This window comes from Yersinia entomophaga (assembly GCF_001656035.1).
GTDB classification, from domain to species: Bacteria; Pseudomonadota; Gammaproteobacteria; order Enterobacterales; family Enterobacteriaceae; genus Yersinia; species Yersinia entomophaga.
The window spans coordinates 1,050,612-1,068,017 of the sequence record NZ_CP010029.1 but is presented as its reverse complement, the minus strand read 5'-3'; the positions used below and the strand labels follow the sequence as shown (position 1 = coordinate 1,068,017).

Below are 17,406 nucleotides of genomic sequence, written 5' to 3'. Positions count from 1 at the left end.
TAAAAAAGGGAGGGAAATAAGACAGTGGGGATAATGGATGACGAATGGTAAATAAGCATAATGAATATTATTCAGCAGAAAGCATAAGTCTTAATTGGCTGCCCCCTCCCCATACCTGACACTGCCAAGCCTCGCAGCGCTGACTGATTTGATTTAAATGAGCGGTTCTCAGCGTTCCCAAAGGCACGCCATTACTCAGCTGTATATGGTTTTTACCCGCGCTGACATTAGCATGCAGCCCGGCGGAAACCAGGATCAAGTTTTTGTATTCCGAATTGTAATACCCGACCAACAGGGGGAATTGCCCTTCAAGATGGGCTCGTCTTAAGAGTTGGTTAACCTGTTTAAGCAACGCCGGCATTTGCGGCAGACGGTGATGGCGACCGGCTAAGTGTTCTTGCAAGATACCGTTGAATAACACCCGTAGTAATAATGCCGCGAGAACACCATTATCACCGGCTCGAGTGACATCAAGACAATAGAAAGCCAAATCGCTATCAGAAAGTGCGGCGATATCCAAAACCAATCCCGGTTGATCAACGCCGGTTAGCTGGCGGTAATTCACGCGGCAACGAGCAATAACTTGTTGCGCGGGCGGTTGTAACTGATGCAGTAACTGAGCGGCTTCAAACGGATTTTTCTTCAGCGCATCCCAGTCTTGAATAAGTTCAGTTTCCTCAATCGCCGGAGAGCTAAACAATGTCGGATACAGGCAAGTCAATACCGCTTCCCGCAGGCGATGTAAATCATCTATAGGTTTGAGTAAAACATCTTTTACACCCAAACGTAGAACCTGCGCGATATCCGTCATTTTGTCTGTGGCTGAGATAACCAGAACCGGAGTTTTAATCCCCCGAACCAGCAGTTGCTCAACCAGTTCAATCCCTCCCATTTCTGGCATAGCCAAATCGCAGAGAATCAGGTCAGGCATACTGTTTTCCAACAAATTCAATGCTTCAAGACCGTTCGATGCCTGTAATATCGAAGCCCCTAGGTTGCTCAGATAATTATTCAGTACCGTGCGAAAGACCATTTCATCTTCAACAATCAAAATGTTCTTATCTGTAAACGGTTTGTCCATGCAATGTTATCTCTTAGCTATCGTTGTGCTAATAGTGGCTCAAAAAGGTGACTTGTGCTTGCCAGAAGTGGCCATGACGTCAATTTTTATTTCCATTCTGTGTTTTTCCTCTTCTTTTAGCTAAAAGCACTAATTGCTCAAGTTTGCGCTCAACCGCCGATTCACCGGCAGCAATGGCTTCATTCGCCCGATGAAAATCTAAAGTAGATATCTGTGGGCAATAAGGTTGAATCAGCACATCAGGTGGATCGCCGGCCATACGGTTACGTTTCAGGCGGTTTTCTAACACCTGGATAGAGGTAGACATAATTTCCATCGCGCTCGGAGGCGTATTCGAACGTTTTGGTGCCAGATGGGCAATGCGATCACGTAGGCGACTGCGCCAGTTTTGTGGCATATCGGAAGGAGTTTCCTCCGTTGGCATACTGATAGAAAGCAGATCTTGCTGCATAAGATGTGCGTCGTGCTGTAAATCAACGGCAATGACCACGTCAGCCCCCATTGCCCTGGTCAATGAAACAGGAACCGGATTCACCACCGCACCATCCACCAGCCAGTAGCCGTCAAGCCAAACGGGGGAGAACAATCCCGGCATGCTACAGGATGCACGAATGGCCTGATGGATATTGCCTTCAGTAAGCCATAACTCTCTACCAGTACTCAGGTTGGTTGCTACCGCCCCAAAAGGAATGGCGCACTGGCTCATGTCATCGATTGAAAGAAGTTCGCCCACCGTATTAAATACACGTTCACCTCGCAGTAATCCGCCCCTTCGCCATGAAAAATCCATCAGTTTAATCACATCCCAATAGCTGAAGGATCTGACCCAACGCTCCAGTTCCGGCATGTGCTGGGTCGCCTGCGCCGCGCCAACGAGTGCACCAACCGAACAACCGGCGATGATATCAATTTCCACATCCAGCTTTTTCAGCGCATTGATCACACCAATGTGCGCCCATCCTTTTGCTGCACCTGCACCAAGAGCTAAACCTACCTTTATTTGTCGCATTATCCACTCGCATGTGTTTCGGTATATCTCACTCGAATACGGTTCCCGTTTCGCAACCAACGTCAGCTATGCTCAAAACTATTAACAGCGTCTATTTGGCTATACTGCCCACAGGACTTAGCATCATGCACGCTTTCATTAGTTGTAATTTCATTAATTCTCATTAGTGAGATACAGCTAACATCCTTGTTAGTCATCACTCTGCCATCTGATTCATCAAATTAACCAAATGAATTATCGAGCAATTTATAACCCTGATTATCATCGAACCATCGCGTTCTAATCGCTGAATTACAGCATCATAAGTGAACAATCCAATCTTTGGCTGTAAGTAATCGTGACTAATCTTGCATTTTGCACGGAGTCTCACAGAGAAAGTTAATCGTATTGCAACAGAGAATAATTGCTACGAGGCATCTCGATAACCCACCCGTTTAATGAGACGGTAACGTTTATATGGAGCACAATCTGAGGACGGAATCTTACCTGGGGGAGTTGAGGGATGAGGCAAAGTGAAGATGAAGAACACTATCGGAATCGTAGAATACGACTCACTATCAGCGAGTTGAGTTAAATGATACCCAGACCTCATCAGGCCTGGGTAAAAACGCCAGAAAATGATTAGGCGTTGAATGTGCCGAAAGAGATATGCATGTTTTCGAACATCGCGATGATTCTATTGATTAACTTCATGATTTTGACCTTTCAATTTCGCCATTACAATGTGATCTAAATCACAAAACGCAATTTACATTAAAATGAAACACCGGTCAATTTTAGCCATTGGCATCACAATAAAAAACACAGGACACGCGATTCCCATTTTAAGTCCATGCCTTTGAACCTTGGGGGGTGATTAGGTAAGATATACGGCTGAAACCTTTCAAATTGGACCGATCTGCACAATTTAATCATTCCTGTGCACATCCTGGAAAATTGCGTCAGGCAATCGTCATTACACAACCTTGCCACGAAGAGATTGCATTACGCGAATTTAATTATGTTATCAGGAGATATTTTGACAGAGTCTTGCCCCTGCGGAAGCCGTATAAATTACGAACTTTGCTGCGAACCCTATATTCTCGGCGCTAAAGTAGCAGCTACGCCTGGCATTCTGATGCGTTCGCGCTACAGCGCTTATGTCAAAGAAGACGTCAATTATTTGGTAGGTACCTGGCATCCCGATTGCCATGCAGAAAAATGGCGTGACAATATCGCAGAGGGTTTTGCAGGCACGCAGTGGTTGGGTTTAACCGTTAGAGAAGAAGCGGCCGGTTCCCATCCAGATGAAGGATTTGTCGAGTTTGTTGCCCGATTTAAAGAAGGCAATAGCGGTGCCATTTCGATGATGCATGAACGTTCGCGCTTCCTTCGTTTAAATGAACGCTGGTACTATATTGATGGAATACGCCCTCAGGTCGGCAGGAACGACAGTTGTCCTTGCGGTTCAGGCAAAAAATATAAGAAATGCTGCGGATGATTTACGCCTAAACGTGCCTAATCTGGCTGCATCGAATTAAAACACAACATCAAAGATATCTCAGACAGGATTGACCAACTTATGCCACACCAGAATATACAAAGAAAAGTATTACGTACCATTTGTCCTGATGCCAAAGGGTTAATCGCCAAGATCACCAATATTTGTTACAAGCATCAGCTTAATATTGTTCAAAATAATGAGTTTGTAGATCATCTGACCGGGCGCTTCTTTATGCGCACCGAACTGGAAGGGATCTTTAACGACACAACGTTGCTCGCCGATTTGGATGATGCACTGCCCGAAGGTACCAGCCGCGAGCTGCATACTGCAGGGCGCAGACGCATTGTTATCATGGTCACCAAAGAAGCTCATTGCCTTGGCGACCTGTTAATGAAAAGCGCTTATGGTGGACTGGATGTAGAAATCGCCGCCGTCATTGGTAACCATGATTCATTGCGACACCTGGTCGAGCGGTTTGATATCCCCTTCCATCTGGTTAGCCATGAAGGATTAACTCGGGATCAACACGATCAACAGCTGATTACGCAGATCGACCAATACCAACCTGATTATGTTGTTCTGGCCAAATATATGCGGGTATTAACTCCTGCCTTTGTACAGCGCTATCCATACCAAATTATCAATATCCATCATTCATTCCTGCCAGCTTTTATTGGTGCACGCCCTTATCATCAGGCTTATGAACGCGGCGTGAAAATTATTGGGGCAACGGCTCACTATGTAAATGACAGTCTGGATGAAGGCCCAATTATCATGCAGGACGTTATCCACGTCGATCATTCTTATACCGCTGAAGATATGATGCGTGCTGGCCGAGATGTGGAGAAAAACGTACTGAGCCGCGCACTTTATCGTGTTTTAGCGCAGCGCGTTTTTGTTTACGGTAATCGCACAGTTATTCTGTAACTGCACAATAAATCGTTAGTTTTTGTTTGAAGAAACACCTTCAAGAGCAAAAAAACGGCAAACAAATCTTTTTTTTCAAATCAAGTCTTTACAGTGGCGCTTCATTTGATATGATGCGCCCCGCTTACCGAGACAACGTTTCTAAGCAGTTAGGCCAGTGGTGGGGTTCCCGAGCGGCCAAAGGGAGCAGACTGTAAATCTGCCGTCATCGACTTCGAAGGTTCGAATCCTTCCCCCACCACCATTTTAAACTGGCTTGTTAGGTTATTCGGAATATTAAATAGCCAAGCGCAGTAATTAAGATGAATAGCAAAATCATTAAAAAATACCGGCCAGGTATTTAGCCAGAAATAAAAACCACGAATTCAGTGGTGGGGTTCCCGAGCGGCCAAAGGGAGCAGACTGTAAATCTGCCGTCATCGACTTCGAAGGTTCGAATCCTTCCCCCACCACCATCTCTATTATATTTCCAAGGTATTAACCCCATCACCAAACCACCCTTAGATATTTTGGGCGAAGGTAATAACTTTCGACAGGGTTTGAGTCGAGCAGCGTGAGACAACATTGCACTTCGGTAACCCGAAGGGTGAAGAACGAAATGATGCTCCCCCAACTACCGGTATTATCCTACCAATAAACTCCTTTCGCCTTCTAGCAGGCCTTAACGCTTCAGGCAGAAGCTAAGATGAGCAGCATTCCCCTTAGTTAACAGCCCTTGGATAGAGTTGAACAGGATGCGCTCAGTCATATACTCGTCAATTTAAACGAAGATCGCACTATAGATTTTTTATTTCGGTTCAAAATGATTTTTTATTTCGGTTCAAAATCAAAAAGGTGCTTAACCAGGTTAAATTTCGCCAAACCACACCCTATTTTCCGCCACCGACACCCGGTATATCCTCTCTATCCTTTGCTAGGCTCTAAACTCGTTCTATCGCCAAACCTTTGACGAGAGGCAATATGAACAACCCAATGCGATAGACCCCCGTCCCTCATTCAATGGCGATGCTTTACCCAAATGGAATACATGTTGGTTCTCAGCGCGAAAGTGACACTGGGTGCGTTACATCCCTATTGACTCAAAAGTAATGTTTGTCAGCATGCCAACCACGATAAAAGAAATATAAATATTCCTCTATCTGAGTCTTATATAGATCAAGAATCAATGCCAACAAACATGACAAACTACCAGACTGTATACCTCAGTGCGCTAATTTTTACTTATCAGTTTATTGCTTTTACAAAGTCTATTAACCCATTGAGCACGCTGGAATGCGATCTGGATTTATAAAAGTAGAACTTATGATCGCCAAAGTGATCTTTAAGGTTAACAAAACCTAGTTTATTACAAACGGCAAAACTATCGATAATCGAGTCAGTAATACAAACATAATTACCAGAATTGATAAAACTCAGGCAACAATTTAAATTATCTACCTGTCTGATGCTAACTTTGCTCACAGACTTCTTCACCTCTTCTTCTAACGATTTTATAAATTCGCTCTTATACAGTATTGGATTGCATAGCCAAGTATTGCTACGTAATAAATTGATAATATCTGAATTTTCACCAATAATTTCCTTACGGGCATAAACCCCCAAACCGGTATCACAGGCTTCTTTAATGAGAGAAAATCTGTCGCAAAGAATTTTCTCTGAAGAGATAATCAAGCTATTTCCGTCAAAGTCACAAATATCATCAATCATTTCATAGCAAAATCTAATAATGCTTGCATGTATATTGTTCTTCTCTGCCACTTCCCATATTTTTGTTAAGCTATCCACCTTACCCCAATCGTAATAAATATTCACCGCATTAGAAACATGCCCCGTAAGATGTTTGCTGGTAATTTCTTTATCTTGCTGATGAAGATCCTTCAGATCATTATATAGCACTTCTCCATCATGAGTGAGGCTCATGCCAAATTTTTCTCTTTTGAACAGTTTCTTTCCTATAATACTTTCAAAGTCTTTAATCGATTTGGCTACGGGTGGCGTAGTGCGATTCATAACTCGCGCCGCTTTACTTAAAGAACCGTATTCCACAACCGCCATAAATGCCTCTAGTTTTCTAGATAAAAACATAGTTCACCATCCTTTATTCAACCATTGATTATTAAAAATGCTACCGGTTACCCGGACAAATTGTTTTTTCACAATCACTAAACTTTCTCAACTTCATTTTATTGAAAAAAAATCACTAAAAACAACAGGTTAAATCTAAAATAAGAACAGTAAACACGTATTGTAAAAGTGGCTCATAAAATGACATTTATGTATTTGAAGTACGGTTAAGATCATAATATTCATCAGCGATGCATGAATTGGTTTTAAATATATATATAGTTTATGTTCTATAATTTTTAACAAAACTCGATACTTAATTCCATGCTTATTAACTAATAATTTTTATTCGTTCATGAATGAAAAATAATCGTGTGTTAATTTTATTCATTTACACGTTAATATTCATCATAAAAATAGGGATAGTCAGCCAGAGCTGTAGATAATAACCAATATTAAATATGCAAATTTTCACACCGCCAGAATGGCTGTTTATTGATTTTCTAATTTGGTATATTAGCATTTGACTGATTATTTAACTGTCGATCAGCACTACTAAAAAAGTTAGAGTATTTTAATTAGCCGACCTAAAAAAAGCCATTTCACTGAAGCCTATTAAAATAAATTAACAGAATTATTTTTTATATTATAGCGGCGTTAACCCATAAAAATTCTTGAGGCATTTCACTACCATAGTTTAGTTAAAATATTGTCAAACGCGGGGCTTACCTATAATAAAGATAGTGAAAATTAGAAACAAAATAAATTCCAGATTTATAATAAATCCTATTTTTTGCCAATCATGCTGATAACGTTACTACGTCACTATAACAAATGATAAATTTATTTATCTGTGATGACTAAATAATGAGGCTTATTCAAATACCAACACCTTACCATTCTTTTTTTAAGCTAATTTATCAACAAAATAATAACTGACACGCGGCAAATGTTAGATGTGAGGATTATAGTTCACTCTCTATTTTTAATATTACACCATATAAAAGTCTGATTTTAATATTTAACGATGGGATAGTTAACTGACTTCTTAAATATATAGTCCAGAATACATGTTAGTTTATCCTTAACTGCATCTACTCCCACTCATAGTCATTACATTTTCTATATTGTGAATAAGACAGCCTATAACAAGTTTAAATCGCTGAATGTAAATCTATAGCAAAGCGCCCCCTATCGACTCAGCCACCTCCCCACTTCATTACATTTTTATCGGATATCTGCTACTATTCACGCACATTTTTATCAGGAAACGACGCTGGCTATGAAATTTGTCTCTTTTAATATCAATGGTCTACGTGCCCGCCCTCATCAATTAGCGGCGATCATCGAACAACATCAGCCGGACGTTATTGGGCTACAAGAAACCAAAGTTCACGATGATATGTTCCCTCTTGAAGAAGTTAGCCAGCATGGCTATCACGTGTTTTATCATGGCCAAAAAGGCCATTATGGCGTCGCTCTGCTCACCAAGCAGCAACCGCTGGCAGTGCGCCGTGGTTTCCCAACCGATGAAGAAGATGCCCAGCGCCGGATTATTATGGCCGATCTGGAAACGCCACAGGGTGTTTTAACCGTCATTAACGGTTATTTTCCACAGGGCGAAAGCCGCGATCATCCGACTAAATTCCCGGCAAAAGAACGTTTTTATCAGGATCTACAAAGCTATTTGGAAAAAGAATTAAGCCCGGAGGCGCAGGTTTTAATCATGGGCGATATCAATATTAGCCCAACGGATTTAGATATCGGCATCGGTGAAGACAACCGTAAGCGCTGGTTGCGCACCGGAAAATGTTCGTTCTTACCGGAAGAGCGGGAATGGTTAGCCCGTTTGCAAAACTGGGGGCTGGTCGATACTTTCCGCGCCGCCAACCCTGATTGTCATGATCGTTACTCCTGGTTCGATTATCGCTCTCGCGGCTTTGATGAAAACCGCGGGCTGCGCATTGATGTTGTGCTAGCGACTCAATCACTTGCAGACCGCTGCATTTCTACCGGTATTGATTACGAGATCCGCAGTATGGAAAAACCGTCCGATCACGCCCCGATCTGGTCTGAGTTTTCTCTATAACTATTTTCATCGCTATTTTCCCCGTGGCAACACGGGGAATGTCGCAATTCTTATACGCCGAATGGCTCCTCTGAGAGATTATATTCATGAAACTTATCGACGTGGTTGCCGCTATCATTCAGCATCAGGACAAAATCCTGCTGGCTCAGCGAGATGAAAGCAGCGATCAGGCCGGTTTGTGGGAGTTTCCCGGAGGAAAGGTTGAGCCAGGTGAAAGCCAGCCGCAGGCGTTACGACGCGAATTAGCAGAAGAATTGGACATTGACGCCAAAATTTCCGGTTACGTTGCCAGCCACCAGCGAGATTTACCCGATCGCAGAATTTGTTTACATGCCTGGCGCGTAGAGGAATTTTACGGAGAACCCCAGATGCATTGCCATTCGGCTTTAATCTGGGTCACTCCGGAGCAAGCACTAAATTATCCGTTGGCTCCGGCGGATATTCCTTTACTGGAAGCCTTTATCAGCCAACGGACAACCAAATAGGTTAACGAGGAAGTCGTTTCCAAATCAGTGGATGGGTTCCGGTGACGTTCGGATCCCGCACACACTGCAATATCTCGCCTTCCACCCGCAAAACTGCCCCTTCCGAGTAATTCTGATTTTGATAAACGCAGCAGCGGGGACAGTTATTATTATTGGTTCCACGCGTACCGGCGTTATTCCACATGTCCGGAGGCAAAGGCACCACCACATCCACGTTATTTCCCAGGTTTGGGCGGTTTGCCCAAGTCGTGCTGCAGAATAAAACGCTCAACGCGAGGCACCCTATCATTATGGTTTTTTTCATGATTTACTCTCCTTTGCCTTCACGCTGGTTTTTTTACTTTTTTTAGCCGGAACGGCCGGCGCAGCCGGTAAACCACGAAACGCCTGAGGCGTTCGGTTCTGCTTTGCCTGATAAATTAAATTTTGCAGCGTTACCACTAATGGTTGCATAAAATCCTGATAACGACAGTTTTTCTCACTGATTTGCGTCAAAGTCGACTCCCAGTGCGCCGTCATATCGGGTCGAGCGGCAATATCCGGCAACGCATGGATCAACGCCCTTCCCGCAGGGCTGGCATGAATGTAACGCCCTTTTTTAAATAGGAAAGTGCGTTTAAATAACAGTTCAATGATGCCCGCGCGAGTCGCTTCTGTCCCTAAACCATCGGTCGCGCGCAGGACTTTTTTCAGTTCTTTATCCTGCACAAAGCGCGCTATGCCCGTCATGGCAGACAATAAACTTGCATCGGTAAAAGGCCGCGGCGGTTGCGTTTGTCGCTCTACCACCTCGCCCTTTTCACACAGCAATTCGTCCCCTTGAGCAACCACCGGCAGCGGTGAACCTTCGTTTTCCTCGTCTCGCTCTTTGCTGCCCAATAGCGTACGCCAGCCCGCCTCGGCCAGAAAACGAGCTTTGGCGATAAATTTTCCTCCGGCAATATCCAGTTCAATCACGCATTTGCGGAACATCGCGTCGGGACAGAATTGCATCAGATACTGAGTAGCGACCAAGGTATAGACCTTGGCTTCATCCTGCGTCAATGAAACCTTGCTGGAGCGGGCAGTAGGAATAATCGCATGGTGCGCATCCACTTTCTTATCGTCCCAGCAACGATTGCGGCGATCGCTGTCCATCACCGCTGGCGGCTGTAAATCCGGTAGATGCACGCTGATTGCATTCAACACCGAATGACGACCGGCAAAATGCTCTTCCGGCAGATAACGGCTATCCGAGCGAGGATAAGTAATAAGTTTGTGGGTTTCGTATAAACGCTGGCACACATCCAGCACCTGTTGAGCGCTAAGGCCAAAACGCTTGGCGGCCTCGATTTGCAGCGTAGACAGGGAAAACGGTAAAGGTGCGGTTTCTGATTCCCGTTTATCATTATAGGATGTCACCCGCGCCGGCTGGCCAGTGATCCGGTTGACGACGTGCTCAGCTAAGGGACGGTGCAGTAAGCGACCTTCCTCATCCTGATAGGATTCACAGGAATCGCTTGGCTGCCACAAGGCAACAAAGCGTTCATCGGCCGGCGTAACAATATGAGCCTTAACCTCAAAGAAATCCTTGGGTACAAAGTCTTCAATTTCTTCGTCCCGCCGGACGACCAGCCCCAGAACCGGCGTTTGCACCCGGCCAACGGACAGCACGCCGTCGTAACCCGCATTACGACCCAGAATGGTATAAGCGCGAGTCATATTGATGCCGTATAGCCAATCAGCCCGTGAGCGCGCCAGAGCGGAAACGCACAGCGGAATAAACTCTTTGTTATCGCGTAGACGAGAAACTGCCCGCTCTACCGCCTGCGGGTTGAGATCGTTTATCAGGCAGCGCCGCACATTCTGTCGTTTTTCCGCCGCTAATCCCAGATAATCCAACACCTCATCGACCAAAAGCTGCCCTTCGCGATCCGGGTCGCCCGCGTGGACGACTTCATCAGCCTGCTGTAACAACTGTTTGATAACGTTAAGCTGTTTGCTGACCGAAGGCCGCGGCTTCAATTGCCACTTTTCAGGAATAATCGGTAGATCGGCCAATGACCATCGCGCATAGCGACTATCGTAGGCATCCGGCTGCGCCTGTTCGAGCAAATGCCCGACGCACCAGGTGACAACGTGTTGATTACCACAGGCAATAAAGCCGTCCCCCCGCTTATGGGGTTTCGGCAAGATATCGGCAATAGCGCGGGCCAGACTGGGTTTTTCGGCAATAAACAGTTGCATTAGCGGCCCTAAAGAAACGTCGGTAGTATCGGTATTGAAGGCGATGGGAAAATCATTCGCAAATCTCAATTAAGGCGCGATCGGTGCGCGGTGCAGTCAGTTCCCCTATCGGGCTAAGCATCATGCCATAGCGCTCAGCTACGGCATGAACCTCATTTTCAGCCGCCGGTAATACTGCCAGTAGCAGGCCACCGGAGGTTTGAGGATCGCACAACAGTTTTCTTTGTAAATCAGACATCTGCCCGATCAGATGACCGTAGCTGTCAAAGTTACGCTGCGTCCCCCCCGGCACACAGCCTTCTTCAATATATTCAACCACCGCAGGCAATTTGGGAATCGCCGAAAAATGTAGCGTTGCCTGCACACCGGAACCCTGACAGATTTCGCTTAAATGCCCCAATAGGCCGAAACCGGTCACGTCGGTCATCGCGGTAACGCCGGCAATGTGAGCAAAATCAGCGCCTGATTTATTCAATTGGCACATAGTTTCAGTTGCAACGCCTTGATGCTCCGGCCGTAATTTACTTTTCTTTTCCGCCGTTGTCAGAACGCCAATGCCTAAGGGTTTGGTCAAAAACAGCTTGCAGCCTGCCTGTGCGGCGCTGTTTTTCTTCACCTGTTCGGTACTGACCACGCCGGTCACTGCCAGACCAAAAATCGGCTCTGGCGCATCGATAGAATGCCCACCGGCCAGCGAAATACCCGCCTGAGCGCAAACGTGTCGCCCACCTTCAATCACCCGACGCGCCACTTCCGGCGCCAATTTATCGATCGGCCAGCCAAGAATCGCAATCGCCATAATAGGTTTCCCCCCCATGGCATAGATATCGCTGATCGCATTAGTGGCAGCAATACGGCCAAAATCGAAGGGATCATCCACGATCGGCATAAAGAAATCCGTGGTGCTGATAATACCGACACCGCTGCCAATATCGTACACCGCCGCATCGTCCCGGGTTTCATTACCCACCAATAGCCGCGGATCGAAGAATTTCTGCTGATCGGAGTGCAAAATGGTTTCCAGCACTTTCGGCGAGATTTTGCAGCCGCATCCGGCTCCGTGGCTATATTGCGTAAGACGTATCGCTGGCGATGTCATATATCACTTCCCTCGGTTAACCATCATCGGATTAATTAACACTGATTATGATAGGCAAAGAACATATCGCCTATGGTAGCGCTTACCGAGGGAATTGATAAGTAGCGCTGGCTGTTCAGGCAGTTAGCTTGGTCACAAAGCAGACGGAAACGCAGCTTAAGCTGCCAATTTCTGGCCTAAGCTGCATTGGGAAAGGCTTAAAAGTGGCTAACGAAGGTGCTGACATCCGGCGGCGTCACCTTACTGGAACCTTTTAACTGCGGTGTGCCAAGATAGAGGAAACCGACAATTTCATCCTGTTCACGGCAGGCAAAACCGGCCCGAACCACCGAATGATGTGTCCATGAGCCAGTTCGCCAGATACCGTTAAAACCTTGCGCCAGAGCAGCCATTTGCATTGCCTGCACCGCACAACCGGCGGAAACAACCTGCTCCCAGTTTGGTACTTTCGGGTTTTCCGTCACATGGGCAATCACGGTAATAATCAGTGGCGCGCGGAAAGGAGCCATTTTCGCCTTTTCCAGTACCGCATCGTCGGAGCCATCATGGCGCACTGCTTTTTGCAGCAATTCGCTGAAACGTCCCAACCCTTCTCCTTCAATTAGCACAAAACGCCAGGGTTGCAGTGCACCATGATCCGGAGCGCGCATACCGGCGTGAATGATATTTTCCAACGCTTCGCCAGTTGGCGCAGGGGCGGTCAAACGCGAGGCCGAACGGCGGTTAAGCAGCAAATCTAACGCATCCATACTCTTCTCCAGATAACGATCTTCATTTTCAGCACGGTAACATAAGTAGAGGATTTGTTACCAGCTTGACCAATACGTTTAGCTGTCTGATGATTTAATACTGACTTTTTATTTGTAGGTCATTAGGATACCCCCACTTGCTCGGATTTGTTGGAGATCACATGCGCACTTTGTGGCGAATTATTAGCGGTTTTTTCAAGTGGACCTGGCGTCTACTTAATTTTGTCAGAGAATTCGTTCTTAACCTGTTCCTGATTTTCCTCATCGTTGTGGGCGTCGGTATTTATCTGATGGTCCAAAGCAAGCCGGTTGAACCGGTAAAAGGTGCTCTGCTGGTCAATCTGACCGGTGTGGTGGTAGATACGCCGGCAGTGAACAATAAAGTGATGCAGTTCACCCGCGAAATGTTAGGGGCATCGAGCAACCGTCTGCAGGAAAATTCGCTGTTCGACGTGGTGGAAACCCTTCGTCGGGCTAAAACCGATAACAATATCAATGGGCTCGTTTTGTCCCTGTCTGATTTTGCCGGTGCCGACCAGCCTTCTCTGCAATACATTGGCAAAGCGCTACGCGAATTCCGTGACAGTGGCAAGCCTATCTATGCCGTGGGTGATAGCTATAACCAGCAACAATATTATCTGGCCAGTTTCGCCAATAAAATCTACCTGTCTCCTCAAGGCTCGGTGGATCTAAAAGGCTTTGCCAGCAATAACCTGTACTACAAATCTCTGCTGGAAAAACTGAAAGTCACGACCAATATTTTCCGCGTCGGGACTTATAAATCCGCCGTGGAACCTATGATTCGCGATGATATGTCTCCGGCTGCGCGTGAAGCGGATACCCGCTGGATCGGCGGCATGTGGAATAACTATCTGACGGCAGTTGCCGCTAACCGCCAGCTCACTCCTGAACAACTGTTCCCCGGAGCGGCCGGTATTATCAGCGGCTTGCAGCAGGTTGGTGGCGATCCGGCGCAGTACGCGCTGGAACATAAACTGGTTGATCAGTTGGCCTCCCGTCCGGCGGTAGAAGCTGAATTGATCAAAACTTTCGGCTGGGACAAGCAAAAAAACGATTACAACTCCGTCAGTATTTACGATTACCAACCTGCTCCAAAAGTGCAGCAAGGTGAAGAAATCGCCGTTATCTTTATTAACGGGGCGATTATGGATGGTCCACAAACGCCCGGCAGCGTGGGCGGTGATAATACCGCGGCACAAATCCGTGAAGCGCGTTTGAATCCGAAAATCAAAGCGGTGGTATTGCGGGTAAATAGTCCGGGTGGCAGCGTCAGCGCCTCTGAGCTGATTCGCTCCGAACTGGCCGCGCTACGTGCCGCAAACAAACCGCTTGTCGTTTCTATGGGCGGGATGGCTGCATCCGGCGGTTACTGGGTATCCACCCCGGCGAACTACATTATCGCCAGCCCAAGCACCCTGACCGGTTCCATCGGCATCTTCGGCGTGGTCAACACCTATCAGGATTCGCTGGGTGCCTTGGGTGTCCATACCGACGGCGTAGCTACTTCGCCGCTGGCTGACGTGGCTGTCACCAAGAATTTGCCGCCTGAATTTGCTCAGATGATGCAAATCAGCATCGAGAATGGTTATAAGAACTTTATCGATCTGGTTGCTACCTCGCGCCATAAAACACCTGAGCAGGTTGATGCCATTGCTCAAGGACACGTCTGGTTAGGTTTAGATGCCAAAAACAACGGTTTGGTGGATCAACTGGGCGACTTCGATGACGCGGTGAAAAAAGCCGCCGAGCTGGCTAAGCTGAAAACCTACCAGCTGAACTGGTATGTCGATCAGCCGGGCTTCATCGATATGCTGTTTGGGCAAATGGGGGCGTCGGTTCACGCCGTGCTGCCTTCAGTGCTGCAAGCTTGGCTGCCAGCGCCAGTTTCCACGCTCGCCATGGCGGTAAAAGATCAACCGGGTTTCTTTACTAATCTGAACGATCCACAGAATCGCTATGCGCTTTGCCTGAATTGCGGTGATGTACGCTGATAAACAACGCAAATAACAGATAAATCTCCAGCCCGGTACTTGCCGGGCTTTTTTTCTGCGCCAGCCACCCTATAATCCAGTCATCTCACTCAGCGGTATGCTTACATGCAAAAGAAATCCATTTACGTTGCCTATACCGGCGGTACTATCGGTATGCAGCGCTCTGAACAGGGTTACATCCCGGTATCCGGCCATTTACAACGTCAACTGGCGCTGATGCCTGAATTCCATCGTCCTGAAATGCCCGATTTTACCATTCACGAATACGCGCCTTTGATTGATTCTTCGGATATGACGCCGGAAGACTGGCAGCACATCGCCGATGACATTAAGCAGAATTACGATCTTTATGATGGCTTCGTGATTTTGCATGGTACGGATACCATGGCGTTTACCGCTTCCGCTTTGTCTTTTATGCTGGAGAATCTGGCTAAACCGGTCATAGTGACAGGGTCACAGATTCCATTGGCGGAGTTGCGTTCCGATGGGCAAACCAACCTGTTGAACTCGCTGTATCTGGCGGCAAACTATCCGGTTAACGAAGTGACCCTGTTCTTCAATAACAAACTGTTTCGCGGCAATCGCACCACCAAGGCTCATGCCGATGGTTTCGACGCCTTTGCCTCACCCAACCTATCGGTGTTATTGGAAGCCGGGATACACATTCGCCGCGTAACTTCGGTCATCTCTCCGGCCAGTAACGGTCCGTTGATCGTGCATAACATTACGCCGCAGCCCATTGGGGTCGTGACTATCTATCCGGGGATTTCCGGCGCGGTAGTGCGCAACTTCTTGCTACAGCCGGTCAAGGCGCTGATTTTGCGTTCTTACGGCGTGGGTAATGCCCCGCAGAAAGCCGAACTGTTGGATGAGCTGAAACATGCCAGCGAACGTGGCATTGTAGTGGTGAATTTGACTCAGTGTATTTCTGGTCGTGTGAATATGGACGGCTATGCCACCGGTAATGCTCTGGCTCATGCTGGCGTGATCAGTGGATTTGATATGACCGTAGAAGCGGCGTTGACCAAATTGCACTATCTGCTCAGCCAGCCGCTGGATGCCGACCAAATTCGCCAATTGATGCAACAGAACCTATGTGGTGAATTAACCGATGTCGGTTAATCTTCGGAGCCTGAATGAAAACCGCCCTGCTTTTAATTGATTTACAGAATGATTTTTGCCCCGCTGGCGCATTGGCTGTCACCGATGGCGATAAAGTCATCGGGGTAGCGAATCAGGCTATCGAACTGTGCCAAAAACGGGATTATTCGATTATTGCCAGTCAGGATTGGCATCCGGCAAACCACCGCAGTTTCGCCGTTAACTCCAATGCGCAACCGGGAACGATTGGCGATCTGAATGGACTGACGCAAGTGTGGTGGCCAGTACACTGCGTGCAGCATCAACCGGGAGCTGATTTTCATCCCCACCTGAACAGTTCAGCTATTCAACAAGTATTTCGGAAAGGTCAGGACCCCGAGATAGACAGCTACAGCGCGTTCTTTGATAACGGTCGACGGGCGAAAACGGCACTGGATGACTGGTTAAAAGCGCAGAGTATTAACCGTCTGCTGGTCATGGGTTTAGCCACCGATTATTGCGTTAAATACAGCGTGTTAGATGCTCTCACCCTGGGCTATGAAACCTGGGTGATTACCGAAGGCTGTCGCGGTGTTAACCTGCAACCGCAAGACAGTGAGCTGGCGTTGATTGAAATGCGGAGCGCCGGTGCGCAATTAGTCTCATTGTCACAGATAGCCGAACGGCTTGACGGAATTAGATAAGCTCTAAACATGATAGGGTTGAGTTGTACAGTTAGACGCTTCGCAGCAGGTTACCCGGAATGATGCGGCAGGAGTGATGAGGTTTACAATTGGGTTCGCTACCAGATGGTCAAAACGGCGTACCCTCTGAAAGGCGATTATCTGCCGTATAGCTGAGTTTAGCCGCGCGATAACCAGGCTAATGCGGCGACTTATAACGCTGCCGTGGGTCTCGCCGGGAACAGACAGTGCCGGGAGAGTTAAAAAGATTTTAAGAACAGGCCAGACATTGCATGTTGCCGTTAAGACGGGAATGAAGTTACCCGCATGAAGTCAGAGCAAAATGTAAAAAGTACCCGCATAAAAAGGCTGCTGGTCACCTTAAATGACCAGCATTAGGCGGAATGGCCCGTTTCGCT

14 protein-coding genes, 2 tRNA genes and 1 other RNA gene are annotated in these 17,406 nt (G+C 46.9%); 10 read left to right on the top strand and 7 right to left on the bottom strand.

Features of this window, described 5'->3' with window-relative positions:
• Positions 1 to 67: 67 nt before the first annotated feature.
• Both rssB and rssA read right to left on the bottom strand, forming a co-directional pair.
• Positions 68 to 1,081 (bottom strand): two-component system response regulator RssB, encoded by a 1,014-nt coding sequence (gene rssB, locus PL78_RS04815; RefSeq protein WP_064513589.1) that lies wholly within the window; start codon positions 1,079 to 1,081, stop codon positions 68 to 70.
• A gap of 79 nt (positions 1,082 to 1,160) precedes the next feature.
• The gene (rssA, locus tag PL78_RS04810; protein ID WP_064513588.1) at positions 1,161 to 2,090 is read right to left on the bottom strand and encodes a patatin-like phospholipase RssA; all 930 of its coding nucleotides are present in this window, start codon (positions 2,088 to 2,090) and stop codon (positions 1,161 to 1,163) included.
• Between the two features lie 1,018 nt (positions 2,091 to 3,108).
• On the opposite strand from rssA, the gene PL78_RS04805 reads away from it, so the two are divergent.
• The 5 genes from PL78_RS04805 (at position 3,109) to PL78_RS21170 (ending at position 5,119) form a co-directional block, all read left to right on the top strand.
• Positions 3,109 to 3,570 carry a YchJ family protein gene (locus tag PL78_RS04805; RefSeq protein WP_064518251.1) on the top strand — a complete coding sequence of 154 codons (462 nt, stop codon included), beginning with the start codon at positions 3,109 to 3,111 and terminating at the stop codon, positions 3,568 to 3,570.
• Between the two features lie 81 nt (positions 3,571 to 3,651).
• Entirely contained in the window at positions 3,652 to 4,500 is an 849-nt protein-coding gene (gene purU / locus PL78_RS04800; RefSeq protein WP_064513583.1) for a formyltetrahydrofolate deformylase, read from the top strand.
• Between the two features lie 159 nt (positions 4,501 to 4,659).
• A tRNA-Tyr gene (locus PL78_RS04795) sits at positions 4,660 to 4,744 on the top strand.
• Between the two features lie 126 nt (positions 4,745 to 4,870).
• Positions 4,871 to 4,955, top strand: a tRNA-Tyr gene (locus tag PL78_RS04790).
• A 44-nt stretch (positions 4,956 to 4,999) separates the two neighbouring features.
• Positions 5,000 to 5,119, top strand: a non-coding RNA gene (locus tag PL78_RS21170) — RtT sRNA.
• 605 nt (positions 5,120 to 5,724) lie between these two features.
• Here the strand turns inward: PL78_RS21170 and PL78_RS04785 are convergent.
• A complete protein-coding gene (locus PL78_RS04785) occupies positions 5,725 to 6,585 on the bottom strand; it encodes a LysR family transcriptional regulator (RefSeq protein WP_064513581.1) in 861 nt (286 codons plus the stop codon).
• A gap of 1,261 nt (positions 6,586 to 7,846) precedes the next feature.
• Between PL78_RS04785 and xthA the strand changes: the two genes are divergently transcribed.
• Both xthA and PL78_RS04775 read left to right on the top strand, forming a co-directional pair.
• A complete protein-coding gene (gene xthA / locus PL78_RS04780; protein WP_064513579.1) occupies positions 7,847 to 8,653 on the top strand; it encodes an exodeoxyribonuclease III in 807 nt (268 codons plus the stop codon).
• Between the two features lie 86 nt (positions 8,654 to 8,739).
• Positions 8,740 to 9,138, top strand: coding sequence for a pyrimidine (deoxy)nucleoside triphosphate diphosphatase (locus PL78_RS04775; protein WP_064513576.1), 399 nt, complete (start codon positions 8,740 to 8,742; stop codon positions 9,136 to 9,138).
• Position 9,139: 1 nt separating this feature from the next.
• Here the strand turns inward: PL78_RS04775 and PL78_RS04770 are convergent, their stop codons facing one another.
• The 4 genes from PL78_RS04770 to PL78_RS04755 all read right to left on the bottom strand — a co-directional run bounded on the left by PL78_RS04770 (position 9,140) and on the right by PL78_RS04755 (position 13,212).
• Complete coding sequence (locus tag PL78_RS04770; protein WP_064513574.1) at positions 9,140 to 9,442, bottom strand: DUF1496 domain-containing protein; 303 nt, start codon at positions 9,440 to 9,442, stop codon at positions 9,140 to 9,142.
• Positions 9,439 to 11,364 (bottom strand): DNA topoisomerase III, encoded by a 1,926-nt coding sequence (locus tag PL78_RS04765; protein WP_064518249.1) that lies wholly within the window; start codon positions 11,362 to 11,364, stop codon positions 9,439 to 9,441. The genes PL78_RS04770 and PL78_RS04765 overlap by 4 nt, the downstream gene beginning before the upstream one ends.
• 52 nt (positions 11,365 to 11,416) lie before the next feature.
• Entirely contained in the window at positions 11,417 to 12,463 is a 1,047-nt protein-coding gene (gene selD, locus PL78_RS04760) for a selenide, water dikinase SelD (RefSeq protein WP_064513572.1), read from the bottom strand.
• Between the two features lie 197 nt (positions 12,464 to 12,660).
• Positions 12,661 to 13,212, bottom strand: a complete 552-nt coding sequence (locus PL78_RS04755; protein WP_064513570.1) for an NAD(P)H nitroreductase — start codon at positions 13,210 to 13,212, stop codon at positions 12,661 to 12,663.
• A 161-nt stretch (positions 13,213 to 13,373) separates the two neighbouring features.
• Here PL78_RS04755 and sppA point away from each other — a divergent pair, with 161 nt between their 5' ends.
• The 3 genes from sppA to pncA all read left to right on the top strand — a co-directional run bounded on the left by sppA (position 13,374) and on the right by pncA (position 17,008).
• Entirely contained in the window at positions 13,374 to 15,224 is a 1,851-nt protein-coding gene (sppA, locus tag PL78_RS04750; RefSeq protein WP_064513568.1) for a signal peptide peptidase SppA, read from the top strand.
• 105 nt (positions 15,225 to 15,329) lie between these two features.
• On the top strand, positions 15,330 to 16,346 hold the full coding sequence (gene ansA / locus PL78_RS04745; RefSeq protein ID WP_064513566.1) for an asparaginase: 1,017 nt from the start codon (positions 15,330 to 15,332) through the stop codon (positions 16,344 to 16,346).
• A 14-nt stretch (positions 16,347 to 16,360) separates the two neighbouring features.
• Positions 16,361 to 17,008, top strand: coding sequence for a bifunctional nicotinamidase/pyrazinamidase (pncA, locus tag PL78_RS04740; RefSeq protein ID WP_064513564.1), 648 nt, complete (start codon positions 16,361 to 16,363; stop codon positions 17,006 to 17,008).
• Positions 17,009 to 17,406: the final 398 nt, after the last annotated feature.